Here is a 14,931-nt window from a genome sequence, read left to right on the forward strand (position 1 = left end):
CAGACCGCCGTGCCGCTCGTGCCTCCGGGATCTCTCCGGCGACGGCGGTCACCCCGCCATTGTGTCCTGCGCCGGAAGAGCACCGGAGGGCCGTTCCCGCATAGCACCCCCGGCCGCCCCGCAGGAGCAGTCCGCATGCGGGCCGATCGCCTCGGAGCGCCAGTCCAGCAAGGGCAGAGCGGCCTCCCAGCGAGCTCCGGTACAGGCAGGGAGGTCCCCGTCGAGAAAGGCCAGGGCATGTGCCGCGGCGAGACCGGCGACCGCCGTCGCGAGCCCCAGATCGCAGGCGGGCACGGCTCCCCGCCGCCCGGAACGCCACTGCGCCAGCATCCGGGGCCACTGTGGATCCCGGTCCGCGCGGTGCAGCTCCAGACAGCCCGCGCACCCGGTGCCCCCGGGCAGGACGAGAGGCCCGACCACTCCGGTGGCCTCGATCACACCCGCATAGAGATGAGGAGTGCCCGACGCGATCCAGGGACCGGCCGTGTCCGGGACAGGCGCGTACACCGCGAGGCCGTCCCGGGGAGCGACCACGATCAGGGACAGACCGGGCTGCCCGGCGCTCCCCGGCAGGTCGGCCGCCACTTCGTCCGTCCTCGCCCGCCGGGGAGTGGGCCCGGGCGCGCACCGGCGGACGAGCCGACGGGCCGCCACGTCGCGCCGTTCCCCCACGGAGGCCGGGGGGAGCCCCCCGGGCGCAACGTCCCAGTGCTCGGCCCGGCCCCCGTCGAGCACTTCCACGTGCCCCACTCCGGCGCCCGACAGCACCGAGGCGATGGACGCCCCGACCCGGCCCGCTCCTCGAACCTGTACCCGCATCGCCCGTCGGGCCGCCATCCGGCGCGCACCGCCGCCCGGCTCGGGACGGACGACCGACAGGGAGGCCACATCGGGGCGCTGGCGGTCCGTCACCTCGGCGCGACGGCAGAGGGCATCGGCCCCCGGACCGGCCGACCTCGGGTCGTCCAGAAGCCCGGCCTCCGCCAATCGTGCGAGCAGGGTGTCCACATGACGGCCCGACAGGTCCAGGGCGCGGGCCTCCTCGTGCAGCAGCGGCAGTCCTCGCGTGCCGTCGAGCAGTTCCAGAAAGCTCCCCGTGGCGAGGTCCACCGGTCCGAGCGTCACGGCGTGTGCGGGTGTCACGCCGAATTGCACGGTGTTCCGTCCGCGCCAGGCACGGCGCAGTGCGGGCTTCAGCATCGGATACATGATTTCTCCCCCTGAGCGGTGTCGCGGGCACAGCTGTGCCCGCAGACCGGTTGATCCACGAGTCTTTCCGTAGGACCTCCGCCAGAATGCGGGCCCGCGCCGAACCTTGCCCGGAGTTGTCCACAGGCGCAGGTCATTAGTCATTCAAGCTCTTGGTCGTTCAGGCATGTGGTCGTTCGCATGGTGCGTGACGCGGTACGGATCGCCGCCGACCGATCCCGGGGGCGGGACTTCCCCCACGGACAGCGGGTAACGTCGTGGCGTGCCCGCCGACCCGTCGTCCGGCTTCGCCGGGGAGACCCCCGCGCCCAGCGCCGGAAGCCATCAGCGCAGCGCGGCAGCCCATCCGGCCCGCGCTGCGGCGACGAGCGCGGTCGAGGTCCGCAGGAGCACCCGGCGCAGGAGAACGGTCTCCGCGTACCGCGAGGGCGACCGCACGATCGTGCTCATCCCCGCCCGGATGTCGGAGGCGGAGGAACGGCGCTGGGTGGGCGTGATGCTGGACAAGCTCGCCGCCCAGGAGAGCAAGCGTGTCCTGGGTGACACCGAACTCGTCGAGCGTGCCGGGCGGCTGTCCGCCCAGTATTTCGACGGTCGCGCCAGGCCCGTCTCGGTGCGCTGGGTGACCAACCAGAACACCCGCTGGGGTTCGTGCACCCCTGCCGAGGGCAGCATCAGGCTCTCGCACCGGCTGCAGGGCATGCCGGAGTACGTGGTCGACTACGTACTCCTCCACGAGCTGGCACATCTGCTGGTTCCCGGACACGGTCCCGGGTTCTGGCGGCTGCTGGAGGCCTATCCGCGCACCGAGCGCGCCCGGGGGTACCTGGAGGGCGTCGTGGCGGCCGGGCGGCTGCCCCACCTGCCCGCCGCCCGCGAGGAGTGACCGGGGCCGGTCGCGTTCGCCGATTCTGTACCGGGTGTGTACCGGCTTGGTCCGATGCCGTTGTTTGCGGTTAGCCTGACGCGACGCATTTACCTTCTGGATGGGGGACGGTCGTTACGCATGGCCAGGGAATTCCAACGCGGCCACAAGGCCAAGATCAGTGATCTCACGCCGGGGACGGATCTGTACGTAGGCGTGCAGATCGCGGCCCCGGGGCTGACTTTCGACATCAGCTGCTTCGGCCTCGACGCCCATGAGCAGCTCTCCGACGACCGGTACTTCATCTTCTTCAATCAGCCGAAATCGCCCGAGGAGTCCATTCAGCTCCTCGGCGCGCAGTCCGGTGACACCGAGTCCTTCCGCGTCACGCTCGACCGTATTCCCGCAGCCATCCAGAAGCTCTCCTTCACCGCGACGCTCGACGGTTCCGGGCAGATGTCACAGATCGGTCCGGGATACATCCGGATCGTCGCCGGTGGCGAGGAAGTGGTGAGGTACGCCTTCACCGGGTCGGAGTTCACCACCGAGCGCGCCGTGATGCTCGGTGACTTCTATCTGAAGGACGTCTGGCGCTTCGCCGCCGTCGGCCAGGGCTTCGACGGCGGTCTCGACGCGCTCCTGAAGAACTTCGGGGGCGAGGTCGCCGAGGAGGAGGCGCCGCCCGCCGCCGTCCCGGCCGCCGCTCCGGGCTTCGCCCCGCCGGCCCAGGCCGCAGCGCCCCCCGCCTTCGGCGCGCCGCCTCCGGCCCCGGCCCCGCAGCCCGCACCGGCCTTCGGCGCCCCGTCCGCGCCCTCGCCGCCGCCCGCACCGCAGCAGCCGATGCACGCGGCGCCGACGATCGCGGCCCCGATGGCTCCCCAGACGCCGCAGGCGCCCCAGGCCCCGTCCCCGTACGGCCAGCCCCAGCCGCCGCAGCAGCCTCAGTTCGGCCAGGTGGTCCCCGGCCAGGGCCCGCCGCCCGCCGCCCCCTTCGGCCAGCAGGTCCCCGCTCCCGCCGCTCCCTTCGGCCAGCCGGCCCCCGCTCCCTTCGGTCAGCCCATGTCGGCCCCGTACGGCCAGCAGCCCCCTGTCGGGATGCCGCAGGGCGTGCCCCAGGGAGCGCCGGCCACCGGCGCGGGTCTCCAGGCGGCTCTGCAGCCGTACAAGGAGACCGCGACCGGGCAGCGCTGGACCCCGCAGAACCAGCAGCTCATGCGGGTCGACCTGACCATGGGCGGATCCGGGGTCCTGGCGCGCCAGGGCAGCATGGTGATGTACCAGGGCAAGGTGGACTTCGGCTACAAGAGCGCCGGGTTCGTCGGCCGCGCCGTGGGCAATGCCACCGGCCAGGAAATGCAGCTCATGCGCTGCACCGGCCGCGGCCAGGTCTTCCTCGCCGAGGAGGGCTCCCACCTGCACCCGATCGAACTGCAGGGCGATGCCATCTGCGTCTCCGCCGAGAGCGTCCTCGCCTTCGACGAATCCCTCCAGTACGAGGTTCGCAGGGTCGAAGGGCACGGCATCCCCGGCGGCGCCCTGTTCACCATGCAGTTCCAGGGCACCGGCACCGTGATCGTGAAGACCCACGGCACCCCGGTCGTCCTGCCGGTCACGCCCACCACGTTCGCCGACTGCAACGCGGTGGTCGCCTGGTCGGCCGCCTCCCAGGTGATCGTCTCCAGCCAGGTCCGGCTGCGCCGCAACGCGTACCCCGGACACAGCGGGGAGACCGTGAACCTCCAGTTCCGGGGAGCCCCCGGCAACTTCATCGTCGTCCAGCCCTACGAGGTCTGAGGGAGCCCGTCATGAACCAGCAACTCGCGGGCTTCGCCCCGACCCCTGTCACGGCCCGTATGGAGAACCACGGCAAGACCATGCTCAAGGTCGCCATGGCCTCCGGGCAGGACCTCTTCGCGCGCACCGGCTCGATGGTGGCGTACGAGGGCTTCATCCAGTACGAGCCCAACCCGCCCGCCGCCCGGCAGATCGCCTCCCAGTGGATCACCGGCGAGGGCGCGCCCGTCATGAAGTGCTCCGGCGACGGACTGCTCTACCTCGCCGACTACGGCGCCGACGTGGTCGTCATCAACCTCGACAACGACTCCATCTCGGTCAACGGCACCAACCTCCTCGCCTTCGACGCCCACCTCACCTGGGGCGTCGAGAAGGTCAAGGGGCTCGCCAAGTTCGCCGGACAGGGCCTGTGGAACGTCGTCGTCCAGGGCACCGGATGGGTCGCCGTCACCTCGCGCGGCACCCCGATCGTCGTCGACTGCGGACGCGGCGAGGACGAGACGTACGTCGACCCGGACGCGCTCGTCGCCTGGTCCCCGAACCTCAAGGTGAAGGGCAAGCGGAGCTTCAAGGCCGGCTCGCTGATCGGCCGCGGCAGCGGCGAGGCGTACCAGATGGCCTTCTCCGGCCAGGGCATCGTCGTCGTCCAGCCGAGCGAGGACAGTACGGACCGGCTGCGGATCCGGAACTGACGGGGAGGGAGAACACATCATGCAGAGTCCGCTTTTCAGTCACACCGAGCAGCAGACCCAGGACCGCTACGCGATCCAGAACCCACAGCTCCTGCGGGTCTCGCTGACCGGCCACGACGACGTGCTCGCCCGCAAGGGCGCCATGGTCGCCTACCAGGGCCTGATGGACTTCGACGGGGAATACCAGTCCCAGGGTCAGCGCCGCGCCCGCGCGAACACCGGCGAGGGCCTCGACCTGATGCGCGTGTCCGGCCAGGGCACCGTCTACCTCGCCAACCTCGCACAGTACATCCACGTCGTGGACGTCGACCGCGAGGGGATGACCGTGGACAGCTCCTACGTCCTCGCGCTCGACTCCTCGCTGCACACCGAGGTCATCGCGGTGGACAGCCAGTACGGGATCTCGGGCAGCGGCAAGTACCAGCTCAACATCTCCGGCTCGGGCAAGGTCGCCCTCATGACCTCGGGCCAGCCCCTGATGATGCAGGTCACACCCGAGAAGTACGTCAACGTCGACGCGGACGCGATCGTGGCCTGGTCCAGCTCCCTGCGGGTGCAGATGCAGGCCCAGACGCACTCCTCGGGTGTCTTCAGGCGTCGCGGCAACACCGGAGAGGGCTGGGAGCTGAGCTTCCTCGGCCAGGGCTTCGCCCTGGTCCAGCCGAGCGAGGTCATGCCGCCGCAGAACGCCCAGATCGGCCAGGGCGCCCGCGCCCAGTTCGGCGCGGGCCAGCAGGGCTCCCACGGCCAGAACCAGAACAACGCCTGGAACTGACCCGCAAGCCACAGCGGTAAGGGGCGGCCTCTCGGAGGCCGCCCCTTACGCATCTGGGCCCGCGGCCTGTCGCTACAACCGGGACCGCGTCGCCTCCAGCAGGCGCACCACGGACGCGTCCGCCACCCCCGGCACGTCCGCGTAGCCGAACCAGCTCAGCTCCAGGGACTCCTCGCTGATGCGCTCCGCCGCTCCGGCCGGGGCCAGCGCGGCGTACTGCACATCGAGGTGCCAGTTGCAGGGAGCCGGAATCGGGTGCCGGTCCAGCCGGACCGGTCCGCCGGGCAGCAGGGTGAGCCCCGTGATGCCGGACTCCTCCGTCGCCTCACGGAGCGCCGCCGCCTCCAGGGTGACGTCCCGCTCCTCGCAGTGGCCGCCCATCTGGAGCCACATCCGCAGCTTCCGGTGCAGGGTCAGCAGAACCCTCTCCCGCTCCGGATCGATCACGAGGACGCTGGCCGTGACATGCCCGGCCCCGCACGCCTTCCACATGCCGTCCTCGTGCTGTGCCAGGTGTTCCAGGTAGGCCTGACGCAGCTCCGCCTGGTCACCGGCCTCGTCCTCCTGGGCATAACCCTTCAACACGAGAACGGCGTCGTCGCGCAGGGTCACTGGTCGCGGCCGTCCTTGCCCTCGCTCGTGCCCTCGTCGTCGTCGCCCTCGTCCGTGCCCTCCACGGGCCTCGGCTTCGGCTCGTCCGCCGCCGCGGGCTTCCGCGAGCCCTTCGCCGCCTCGCCGAGCATCTTGTCCAGCTCGGAGAAGTCGGCCTGCTCGTGATGGACGAAGCCGTCGGGGTCGTCCAGGTCGTGGGCCGTCGGCAGCATATCCGGGTGGGCCCAGAGCGCGTCCCGGCCCTCCAGACCCCGGGCGTCCGTGAGCGAGGCCCACAGACGCGACGCGTCCCGGAGTCGGCGCGGGCGCAGCTGGAGACCGATGAGCGTGGCGAACGTCTGCTCGGCCGGTCCACCGGAGGCCCGGCGCCGGCGCATCGTCTCGCGCAGCGCGTCGGACGAGGTCAGCCGGGACTTCGCGGCCTCGTGGACCACCGCGTCCACCCAGCCCTCCACCAGCGCGAGAGCCGTCTCCAGACGGGCCAGGGACGCCTTCTGCTCGGGCGTGTCCTCCGGCTGGAACATGCCCTGTTGAAGGGCGTCCTGCAACTGCTCCGGCTGGGACGGGTCGAACTGGCCGACGACGTCCTCCAGCTTGCTGGTGTCTACCTTGATGCCGCGGGCGTACGCCTCGACGGCGCCGAACAGATGCGACCGCAGCCACGGCACATGGGCGAAAAGCCGCTGGTGAGCGGCCTCGCGAAGGGCCAGATACAGCCGCACCTCGTCCTGCGGGACGCTGAGGTCCTTGCCGAACCGCTCCACGTTCAGCGGGAGCAGCGCGGCCTTGCCCGCCGGCCCCAGCGGCAGCCCGATGTCGGTGGAACCGACCACCTCACCGGCCAGCACGCCCACGGCCTGCCCGATCTGCTGGCCGAACATGGCGCCGCCCATCGACCGCATCATGCCGATCAGCGGGCCCGCCATGGCCTGCATCTCCTCGGGCAGCACATCGCCCATCGCCAGGCCCACCCGCTCGGCCACCGGGTCGACCAGCTGCTGCCAGGCGGGCAGCGAGGCCTCGACCCACTCCGCGCGGCTCCACGCCACGGTGGAGACCGAACCGGACGGCATCGACGTCACACCGTCCAGCCAGAGGTCCGCCAGCCGCAGCGCCTCGTCGACCGCCGTGCGCTCCGACGGGCCGACGCTGGCGTCCTTGGATCCGTCCGGGGCGCCCTGCGAGACCGTCTGGCGGGCGATCTGCTTGGCCATGTCCCAGTTCACGGGACCGCCCTCGTAGCTCAGCATCTGACCGAGCTGCTGGAAGGCGGCGCCGAGATCGTTCGGATTCATCGAGCCGAACATTGCGGCGAACGGGTTGTCCCCGCCCGCCCCAGGCCCGAATCCGAACGGGCCCCCGGGCCCGCCCGCGCTCTGCCCACCTTCGGTGGGGTCCTTCTTCTTGCCCTCGTCGCCGTTCTCCGGCTCCTCCGGCGGAAGGCCGAATCCGAATGGGGTGTCACTCACGGGTTTCCTCGGCTCGTAGGGCCGCCGGCTCGAACCGACGGCGACTGCCCGACATCACCATCCAGCGTAGACACCACGCCCGCTTCGGGCCTCAGTGCTCCGCCGACTCCCGGCCTGCGGCAGGATGGACGCCACCTGGTACGTACGCGTCATTCGGGTACGTACTGAAGACAACCGCTGGAGACGCCCGGTGAGTTCCCCAGATCCGCAGGTTCGCGCAGCGCGAAACCTGACCGACCCCTCGCCCGAGAGCACACCCGAGACGAAACGCCCCAGGACCTCCAGAAACCGGGGCCCCGTCGTCGCGGTCACCGGCGCCGCCACCGGTATCGGCGAACTGCTGACCGCCCACCTTGCCGCATCCGACGCGATCAAGCAGGTCATCGCGATCGACGAGCGTCGGGGAGAGGTCTCCGAGGCGACCTGGCACATCCTGGACGTACGGGATCCGGCGATCGCCGAGAAGCTGCGCGGCGCGGACGTCGTCGTGCACCTGGCCCTCGATCTCGACCTGGAGACCGACCCCGCCGCACGTACCGCGTACAACGTACGTGGTACCCAGACCGTGCTCACCGCCGCGGCCGCCGTAGGGGTCCACCGCGTGGTGCTCTGCACCTCCGCAATGGTCTACGGGGCGCTAACCGACAACGATGTGCCGCTCTCCGAGGACGCCGAACTGCGCGCCACCGCCGAGGCCACCGGCGTCGGCGACCTCCTGGAGATCGAGCGGCTGGGCCGCCGGGCCCCGCGCGCCCACCCCGGACTCAACGTCACCGTCGTGCGCCCCACCGTCCTGGTCGGCGGCACCGACACCGCCCTGACCCGCTACTTCGAGTCCCCACGCCTCCTGGTCGTTGCCGGATCACGCCCCACCTGGCAGTTCTGCCACGTCGAGGACCTGGTGACGGCGCTGGAGTACGCCGCCCTGGAGAAGATCGACGGCGAGTTCGCGGTCGGCTGCGACGGCTGGCTGGAGCAGGAGGAGGTCGAGGAGCTCAGCGGCGTGCGCCGGATGGAGCTGCCCTCCGCCGTCGCGCTCGGGGCCGCCGCCCGGCTGCACCGGATCGGCCTCACCCCGTCCCCGGCGGGCGACCTGGCGTACACGATGCACCCCTGGGTGGTCAGCGTCAGTCGGCTGCACGATGTGGGATGGCGGCCGAAGTGGACGAACGAGGAGGTGCTCGGAGCCCTCCTCGAAGAGGTCGAGGGCCGCCACACGCTCGCCGGACGTCGCCTCGGCCGCAAGGACGCCACCGCCGCCGGAGCCGCCGGAGCGACGGTCGCCCTGCTCGGCGCGGCCGCCGTGGTGCGCCGCGCCCGCAAGGCCCGCCGCCGCATCTGACGCTCAACGGCCCCCGAGGCCCTGTAGGAGGCTCCAAACCGGCAGGCCGACCGCCGGAAGAACAGGCAATTCCGGGATGTCGGAGCCGTACGGCACGATGGGAGCATGGCACCCACCCACGACCATCCCGGCGAGCACGCGGCGGCCGACCCCATCCGGCTGCTGGCGATCCGGGACACCCCGCTCTCCGTCGACGAGGTCTTCCGCGCCGTCGGCGACGACGCGGCGGGCGGCATCGCGCTCTTCGTCGGCACCGTGCGCAACCACGACGCGGGACAGGACGTCGGCGCGCTCGGCTATTCCTGTCACCCCTCGGCCGAGGACGAGCTGCGCCGAGTGGCGGAGAAGGTCGTCGCCGACCACCCGGTCCGCGCACTGGCGGCCGTCCACCGAGTGGGTGAACTGGAGGTGGGCGACCTGGCCGTGGTCGTCGCCGTCGCCTGCCCGCACCGCGCCGAGGCCTTCGACGCCTGCCGCAAGCTCATCGACGACCTCAAGCACGAGGTTCCGATCTGGAAACACCAGCGCTTCTCGGACGGCACGGAGGAGTGGGTCGGAGCCTGCTGAGCGCAAACCGGACCGGAGCGCATCAGCCCCGATTTGCGTAACGGCACCCCCGCCACGAGCGTTGGTCTTCCGGATCGTTAATCTTCTGATCGGGCATCCGGTCGCTCATGGGGTAGGGAGGTCGTGATGGCGGCACTCGCTTGGCTGTTGATTCCACTTTTCGCTGCTGTCGGTGGTGCGATATGGGCGAGTTGGGCTGCCCGCAATCGCACGACCGGCGACGTCACCGAACTCGCCGGCTACGCCAGGTTCCGTGACGCGATGGAGAAATCGCACTCCGGTTCCGGGGCTCTCTGAGAGATCGACGCGCACCGCGTGACCACCTTCCGCCGTGTTCCGGTCTCCCCGTACGGACCGGCCCCGGCGGTGCACTGACAGGCCCTTCCCGTACTGTCGTTCCATGCCACGCAGCACCGCGACGATGCTCGCCTCCGCCCTCGTCCTCATCGCGCTGCTCTGCGCAGGCGTGCTGATCAAAGTGCCGTATGCGGAGATGTCCCCCGGACCGACGGTGAACACCCTGGGCGACGCGCGTGGCGAGCCCGTCCTCCAGATCACCGGTCGCAAGACGTACCCGGCATCCGGGCACCTCAACATGACGACGGTCCGCGTCACCGGGGCGGACTACCGGATGAACATCTTCGCGGCCGTCTACGGCTGGCTGGCCCACGACAGCGTCGTGGTGCCGCACGACACGCTCTATCCGGACGGCAAGACCGAGGAGCAGTCCACCCAGGAGAACGCCGAGGAGTTCAGTCAGTCCCAGGAGAGCGCCAAGGTGGCCGCCCTGAAGGAGCTGGACATCCCGGTCGCCACCCAGGTCGTGGTCTCCACGGTGGTCAAGGGCAGCCCCTCCGAGGACAAGCTGCACGCCGGCGACGTGATCAAGGCCGTCGACGGCACCGTGGTCAAGGAGCCCGGCGACGTCGCGAAGCTCGTCACCAAGCACCAGCCCGGCGAAGACGTCACCTTCACCATCATCCCGGCGAAGACCGCCGCCGCGGCCGAGAAGGCCGGGCGCGCCCCCGAGGGCGGCGAGGAGATCACCATCAGGACCGCGAAGGCCCCCGCCGCCGAGGGCGACGGGGAGGAGGGCGGGAAGGACCGGGCGATCGTCGGGATCAGGGCCGGGACGGACCACACGTTCCCGTTCGAGATCGACATCAAGCTCGCGGACGTCGGCGGGCCGAGCGCCGGACTGATGTTCTCCCTCGGCATCATCGACAAGCTCACCCCGGGTGATCTGACCGGCGGCAAGTTCGTCGCGGGTACCGGCACCATCGACGACGCGGGCGCGGTCGGCCCGATCGGCGGCATCAACATGAAGCTGGTCGGCGCCCGGAACGCCGGCGCGCGCTACTTCCTCACGCCCGACGACAACTGCGCGTCGGCCGCCGCAGACACGCCGGCCGGGCTCACCCTGGTGCGGGTCAAGACCATCGAGGACGCCACGAAGTCGATGGAGCAGATCCGTACGGGGAAGACCGCCGGCCTGCCGAGCTGCTCGGCCGGCTGACGGCCGCGCCGCCCGGGAACCGTACGACGGCCCCGGGCAGCGGCCCGATCAGGACTCGAACGTCGCCGCCAGCGCCTCGGCGAGGCCGGGCACCAGACCGGCTCCGGTCAGCACCTCGGTGGGGGAGTCCTTCTCGCGCAGCCGTACGGCGGACTCGCGGGCCCCGTCCCGCAGGACGGCCACGGTCATCCGCACCTCCTGCCGGTCGGCGTGCTTGGCGACCCACTGGGCCAGCTGCTTGTCGTTCAGACCGTCCGGCACGGAGGCCTCGGCGGACGGCGGCAGCATCAGCCGCTCCACCGTCATGGCGCAACCGACCACGGCGTCGGGCCAGGCGATCGTGCCGAGGAAGTCGTCGAGCGCGGTGCCCGGGGGCAGTTCGTCCTGCTCGATCGGGGTGAGCGCGGCGACGGAGGAGCTGGGGTCCTCAAGGCCCAGCTGAGCGGCGAGACCGGGCTCCTGGACCCGCAGCTGTGCGGTGTCGACCAGGGCGAACAGCCGGGCGGGCTGGTCCCAGCCGAGGTTGGAGGCATAGGCGTCGATTTCGAGGACGGCGACGGTGAGCGGACTCGCGGCCATCGGGGGTCCTGAGGGGGAAACGTTGGGCATGGGCAATATCCTGCCTCCTTCCACCCCGGGAACGGGAACTAGGTAAAGCCTCAGTAAGTTGCATAGGTGGGCTCTAGGATCGCTGGGCCTGTTCACACGACCGCGAACTACGAGGTGCGCACGTTGGCTTTCCAGATGCCGGACCGCGGCGGAGGCCCGACCGGGCCACGGATCAGAGTCGGCCGCCCGTCCCGGCGCGCCCGTACCCTGCTCATGACTTTGGGGGTCCTGGCGGTTCTCGCCATGGCCTTCGTCATGTTCGCCGGGTTCTGGACGGACTGGCTCTGGTACAGGTCGGTCGCGTATTCATCCGTCTTCACCACCACCCTGTGGACCAAGATCGGGCTGTTCCTCGTCTTCGGACTGCTGATGGCGATCGCCATCGGTGTGAACATCTGGCTCGCGCACCGGCTCAGGCCGCCGCTGAGCGCGATGTCGCTGGAGCAGCAGAGCCTGGACCGCTACCGGATGAGCATCGCCCCCTACAAGAAGTGGGTGCTGCTCGCCGTCACGGCGCTCGTCGCGCTGATCGGCGGAGCTTCCGCCTCCGGCCAGTGGCGCACGTGGCTGCTGTACGTCAATGGCGTGCCGTTCGACCAGAAGGACCCCCAGTTCGGGTTGGACGTCGCCTTCTTCGCCTTCGACCTGCCGTTCTACCGCTTCCTGCTGGGCTTCGGCTTCGCGGCGACGGTGCTCTCGCTGATCGCCGCCGCGCTGACCCACTATCTGTACGGCGGGCTGCGTATCACCAGCCCCGGCGCCCGCGCCACCGGAGCGGCCACCGGCCACCTCTCGGTGCTGCTGGGCATCTTCGTCTCCCTGAAGGCCGTGGCGTACTGGCTCGACCGGTACGGGCTGGCGGTGAAGTCCAGTGACTTCAAGGCCGCGGACAACTGGACGGGCCTGCGGTACGTCGACGCCAACGCCTACCTCCCGGCGAAGACCATCCTGTTCTGCATCGCGGCCATCTGCGCCGTGCTGTTCTTCGCGACGCTGTGGCGCCGCACCTGGCAGCTCCCCGTCATCGGCTTCGGCCTGATGGTGCTCTCGGCGATCCTGATCGGCGGGCTCTACCCGGCGATCGTGCAGAAGTTCCAGGTCCAGCCGAACGAGCAGGCCAAGGAAGCCGAGTTCATCCAGAAGAACATCAATGCCACACGCGACGCGTATGACATCGATGACGCCAAGGTGGACGACTACGACGGTCAGGCGACCACCAAGGACGACACCAAGTTGCGGGCGGCGGCCAGCACGGCCGCCAGCTACCGGGTGATGGACCCCAACGTCGTCTCCCCGGCCTTCCAGCAGCTGCAGCAGCGGAGGAACTACTACCAGTTCCCCAAGACACTGGACGTCGACCGCTACAAGGACAAGGACGGCAAGGAGCAGGACACCGTCATCGGTCTGCGTGAGCTGAACATCCAGGGCCTGCCCAAGCGGAACTGGATCAACGACCACTTCACGTACACCCACGGCTACGGCGCCATCGCGGCCCGGGGCACGACCACCGGGACGAATCCGACGGGGTCTCCGGACTTCAGCGAGTCGGGGCTGCCCACCACCGGTGAGCTCGGCAAGTACGAGCAGCGGATCTACTACGGCGAGAACACCCAGCAGTACTCCATCGTCGGCGGGCCCCAGAAGGAGCTCGACTACGAGGAGGACGGCGAGAAGACCACCAGCTACAAGGGCGACAGCGGGGTCAGTCTCTCCAACACCTTCAACCGCGCCGCGTACGCGGTCTCCTTCAGCGAGCCGCAGATCATGTACTCGGGAGCCATCGGTGAGGGCTCGCGGATCCTGTACAACCGCACGCCCAAGGAGCGCGTCGAGGCGGTCGCCCCGTGGCTGACCATCGACGGCGACGCCTACCCGGCGGTCGTCGACGGCCGGATCCAGTGGATCGTCGACGCGTACACCACGAGCAACGGCTATCCGTACGCGTCCCGGACCACGCTCGGCGACACCACGGCCGACTCGCTGACCACCAACCAGCGCGCGGTCGTCGCCCAGCAGAACCAGGTCAACTACATCCGCAACTCGGTGAAGGCCACCGTCGACGCCTATGACGGCAAGGTGAAGCTCTACGAGTGGGACACCAAGGACCCGGTCCTGAAGACCTGGCGCAAGGCGTTCCCGGGGACGGTCGAGTCCCGCGGGGAGATTCCGCAGGAGCTCATGGACCACCTGCGGTATCCGCAGGACCTCTTCAAGGTGCAGCGCGAGCTGCTCACCCGCTACCACGTCGAGGACCCCGCGCAGTTCTACAGCGGCAGTGACGCGTGGCAGGTGCCGGACGACCCGACCAACAAGGAGCCCGGCTCCGTCCCGCCGTACTACCTGAGCATGAAGATGCCGGGCCAGGACGAGCAGCAGTTCTCGCTGACCACCACGTTCACTCCCCGAGGGCGCCCCAACCTGGGTGCCTTCATGGCGGTGAACGCGGACGCGGCCAGCAAGAACTACGGCGAGATGCGGCTGCTACGGGTCACCTCCACCGTGAAGGGCCCGGGCCAGGTACAGAGTGAGCTCAACGGCAACGACGACGTCGCCGAGTTCGTGAGGAACCTCAAGGGCACCGACTCGGACATCGAGTACGGCAACCTGCTGACGGTTCCGCTGGAGGGCGGGTTCCTCTACATCGAGCCGGTCTACACGCGCGGTGGCAACCAGAACTACCCGCTGCTGCGCAAGGTGGCCGCCTCGTACGGTTCGAAGATCGTCTTCGAGAACAGCCTCGGGGAGGCGCTCAACGCCGTCTTCGGGGTCGAGGACGACGGGACCACGACACCGCCCGACACCGATGAGCCGCCGGGCGAGACCGACGAGCCCCCGGCCACCGGCAGCGCAGCGCTCAAGAAGGCCATCGCGGACGCCCAGAAGGCGTACTCCGACGGTGAGAAGGCGCTGCAGGAGCAGGACTGGCCGGCCTACGGCAAGGCCCAGGAGGCTCTTCAGGACGCCCTGGAGCGAGCCGCCGCCGCGCAGCCCAAGGCGGGCGGCGAGGGGGACAAGGCCGACGGCGCCGAGAAGCCGGCGGGCGATGCCAAGCCGGACAGCTCGGCCGAGCCCGCGAGCGCCGGTCCGCCGGCGGACGCGGACAAGGCGGATCCGGCGAGGGAGCCGGATGCGGCCGCAGGGGCCGAGAAGGGCTCCGACCAGGGCAGCTGAGCAGAGTCCATCCCGCGTCGTGGTACGGTTTGAACACAACGACGCGGGGTGGAGCAGCTCGGTAGCTCGCTGGGCTCATAACCCAGAGGTCGCAGGTTCAAATCCTGTCCCCGCTACGGAAAAGACGAAGGCCCGGATCCCAAGGGATCCGGGCCTTCGTCGTGCCTGTTGTGCGTGCAGGCCGTGTCGGTCCCAAGCTGTGGGCGTGAAGTGCGGTTCGCTGGGCAGCAGTTGCTTCCGAACGTGTTTGACTTGTCTCCCTGTGGGCATGTCGACAAAACGCTGTAGTGACCTCACTGACCGCGATATA

General features: G+C 70.0%; 12 protein-coding genes and 1 tRNA gene. 9 read left to right on the forward strand and 4 right to left on the reverse strand.

What is annotated here, in order from left to right; all coding sequences use genetic code 11:
- Nucleotides 1–48 precede the first annotated feature (48 nt).
- Nucleotides 49–1,209 carry a ThiF family adenylyltransferase gene (locus ACH4RG_RS08150; protein WP_397921544.1) on the reverse strand — a complete coding sequence of 387 codons (1,161 nt, stop codon included), beginning with the start codon at nt 1,207–1,209 and terminating at the stop codon, nt 49–51.
- A 262-nt stretch (nt 1,210–1,471) separates the two neighbouring features.
- Here ACH4RG_RS08150 and ACH4RG_RS08155 point away from each other — a divergent pair, with 262 nt between their 5' ends.
- From ACH4RG_RS08155 to ACH4RG_RS08170, 4 genes are all read left to right on the forward strand, one after another.
- A complete protein-coding gene (locus tag ACH4RG_RS08155) occupies nt 1,472–2,095 on the forward strand; it encodes a M48 family metallopeptidase (protein WP_397921541.1) in 624 nt (207 codons plus the stop codon).
- A gap of 120 nt (nt 2,096–2,215) precedes the next feature.
- Nucleotides 2,216–3,868 (forward strand): TerD family protein, encoded by a 1,653-nt coding sequence (locus tag ACH4RG_RS08160; RefSeq protein ID WP_397929179.1) that lies wholly within the window; start codon nt 2,216–2,218, stop codon nt 3,866–3,868.
- Nucleotides 3,869–3,879: 11 nt separating this feature from the next.
- The gene (locus ACH4RG_RS08165) at nt 3,880–4,560 is read left to right on the forward strand and encodes an AIM24 family protein (protein WP_397921537.1); all 681 of its coding nucleotides are present in this window, start codon (nt 3,880–3,882) and stop codon (nt 4,558–4,560) included.
- Between the two features lie 19 nt (nt 4,561–4,579).
- The gene (locus ACH4RG_RS08170; RefSeq protein WP_397929182.1) at nt 4,580–5,335 is read left to right on the forward strand and encodes an AIM24 family protein; all 756 of its coding nucleotides are present in this window, start codon (nt 4,580–4,582) and stop codon (nt 5,333–5,335) included.
- Between the two features lie 72 nt (nt 5,336–5,407).
- Here the strand turns inward: ACH4RG_RS08170 and ACH4RG_RS08175 are convergent, their stop codons facing one another.
- Together ACH4RG_RS08175 and ACH4RG_RS08180 are read right to left on the reverse strand one after the other, a co-directional pair.
- Nucleotides 5,408–5,947, reverse strand: a complete 540-nt coding sequence (locus tag ACH4RG_RS08175; RefSeq protein ID WP_398539268.1) for an NUDIX hydrolase — start codon at nt 5,945–5,947, stop codon at nt 5,408–5,410.
- The gene (locus tag ACH4RG_RS08180) at nt 5,944–7,416 is read right to left on the reverse strand and encodes a zinc-dependent metalloprotease (RefSeq protein ID WP_397921531.1); all 1,473 of its coding nucleotides are present in this window, start codon (nt 7,414–7,416) and stop codon (nt 5,944–5,946) included. The genes ACH4RG_RS08175 and ACH4RG_RS08180 overlap by 4 nt, the downstream gene beginning before the upstream one ends.
- A 190-nt stretch (nt 7,417–7,606) precedes the next feature.
- On the opposite strand from ACH4RG_RS08180, the gene ACH4RG_RS08185 reads away from it, so the two are divergent.
- The 3 genes from ACH4RG_RS08185 to ACH4RG_RS08195 all read left to right on the forward strand — a co-directional run bounded on the left by ACH4RG_RS08185 (nt 7,607) and on the right by ACH4RG_RS08195 (nt 10,841).
- Nucleotides 7,607–8,758 carry an SDR family oxidoreductase gene (locus ACH4RG_RS08185; protein ID WP_398539269.1) on the forward strand — a complete coding sequence of 384 codons (1,152 nt, stop codon included), beginning with the start codon at nt 7,607–7,609 and terminating at the stop codon, nt 8,756–8,758.
- Nucleotides 8,759–8,863: 105 nt separating this feature from the next.
- Entirely contained in the window at nt 8,864–9,325 is a 462-nt protein-coding gene (locus ACH4RG_RS08190; protein ID WP_215104556.1) for a molybdenum cofactor biosynthesis protein MoaE, read from the forward strand.
- Nucleotides 9,326–9,725: 400 nt separating this feature from the next.
- Nucleotides 9,726–10,841, forward strand: a complete 1,116-nt coding sequence (locus ACH4RG_RS08195; RefSeq protein ID WP_397929190.1) for a PDZ domain-containing protein — start codon at nt 9,726–9,728, stop codon at nt 10,839–10,841.
- Between the two features lie 48 nt (nt 10,842–10,889).
- Here ACH4RG_RS08195 and ACH4RG_RS08200 read toward each other — a convergent pair whose 3' ends face one another.
- Nucleotides 10,890–11,450, reverse strand: coding sequence for a PPA1309 family protein (locus tag ACH4RG_RS08200; RefSeq protein ID WP_398539270.1), 561 nt, complete (start codon nt 11,448–11,450; stop codon nt 10,890–10,892).
- Between the two features lie 135 nt (nt 11,451–11,585).
- Here ACH4RG_RS08200 and ACH4RG_RS08205 point away from each other — a divergent pair, with 135 nt between their 5' ends.
- Nucleotides 11,586–14,621, forward strand: a complete 3,036-nt coding sequence (locus tag ACH4RG_RS08205) for a UPF0182 family protein (protein ID WP_397921789.1) — start codon at nt 11,586–11,588, stop codon at nt 14,619–14,621.
- A 42-nt stretch (nt 14,622–14,663) separates the two neighbouring features.
- Nucleotides 14,664–14,737: transfer RNA gene (locus ACH4RG_RS08210), tRNA-Met, on the forward strand.
- The last annotated feature ends 194 nt before the right edge of the window (nt 14,738–14,931 follow it).

Origin of the sequence: Streptomyces sp. NPDC021019 (genome assembly GCF_044333295.1) — a bacterium.
Taxonomy (GTDB): domain Bacteria; phylum Actinomycetota; class Actinomycetes; order Streptomycetales; family Streptomycetaceae; genus Streptomyces.

Excerpts from the sequence above, each read along its gene's own strand:
- ACH4RG_RS08150 (WP_397921544.1), bottom strand. The coding sequence starts at position 1,209 with ATGTATCCGATGCTGAAGCCCGCACTGCGCCGTGCCTGGCGCGGACGG.
- ACH4RG_RS08160 (WP_397929179.1), top strand. The coding sequence starts at position 2,216 with ATGGCCAGGGAATTCCAACGCGGCCACAAGGCCAAGATCAGTGATCTC.
- ACH4RG_RS08165 (WP_397921537.1), top strand. The coding sequence starts at position 3,880 with ATGAACCAGCAACTCGCGGGCTTCGCCCCGACCCCTGTCACGGCCCGT.
- ACH4RG_RS08170 (WP_397929182.1), top strand. The coding sequence starts at position 4,580 with ATGCAGAGTCCGCTTTTCAGTCACACCGAGCAGCAGACCCAGGACCGC.
- ACH4RG_RS08190 (WP_215104556.1), top strand. The coding sequence starts at position 8,864 with ATGGCACCCACCCACGACCATCCCGGCGAGCACGCGGCGGCCGACCCC.
- ACH4RG_RS08195 (WP_397929190.1), top strand. The coding sequence starts at position 9,726 with ATGCCACGCAGCACCGCGACGATGCTCGCCTCCGCCCTCGTCCTCATC.
- ACH4RG_RS08200 (WP_398539270.1), bottom strand. The coding sequence starts at position 11,450 with ATGCCCAACGTTTCCCCCTCAGGACCCCCGATGGCCGCGAGTCCGCTC.
- ACH4RG_RS08205 (WP_397921789.1), top strand. The coding sequence starts at position 11,586 with ATGCCGGACCGCGGCGGAGGCCCGACCGGGCCACGGATCAGAGTCGGC.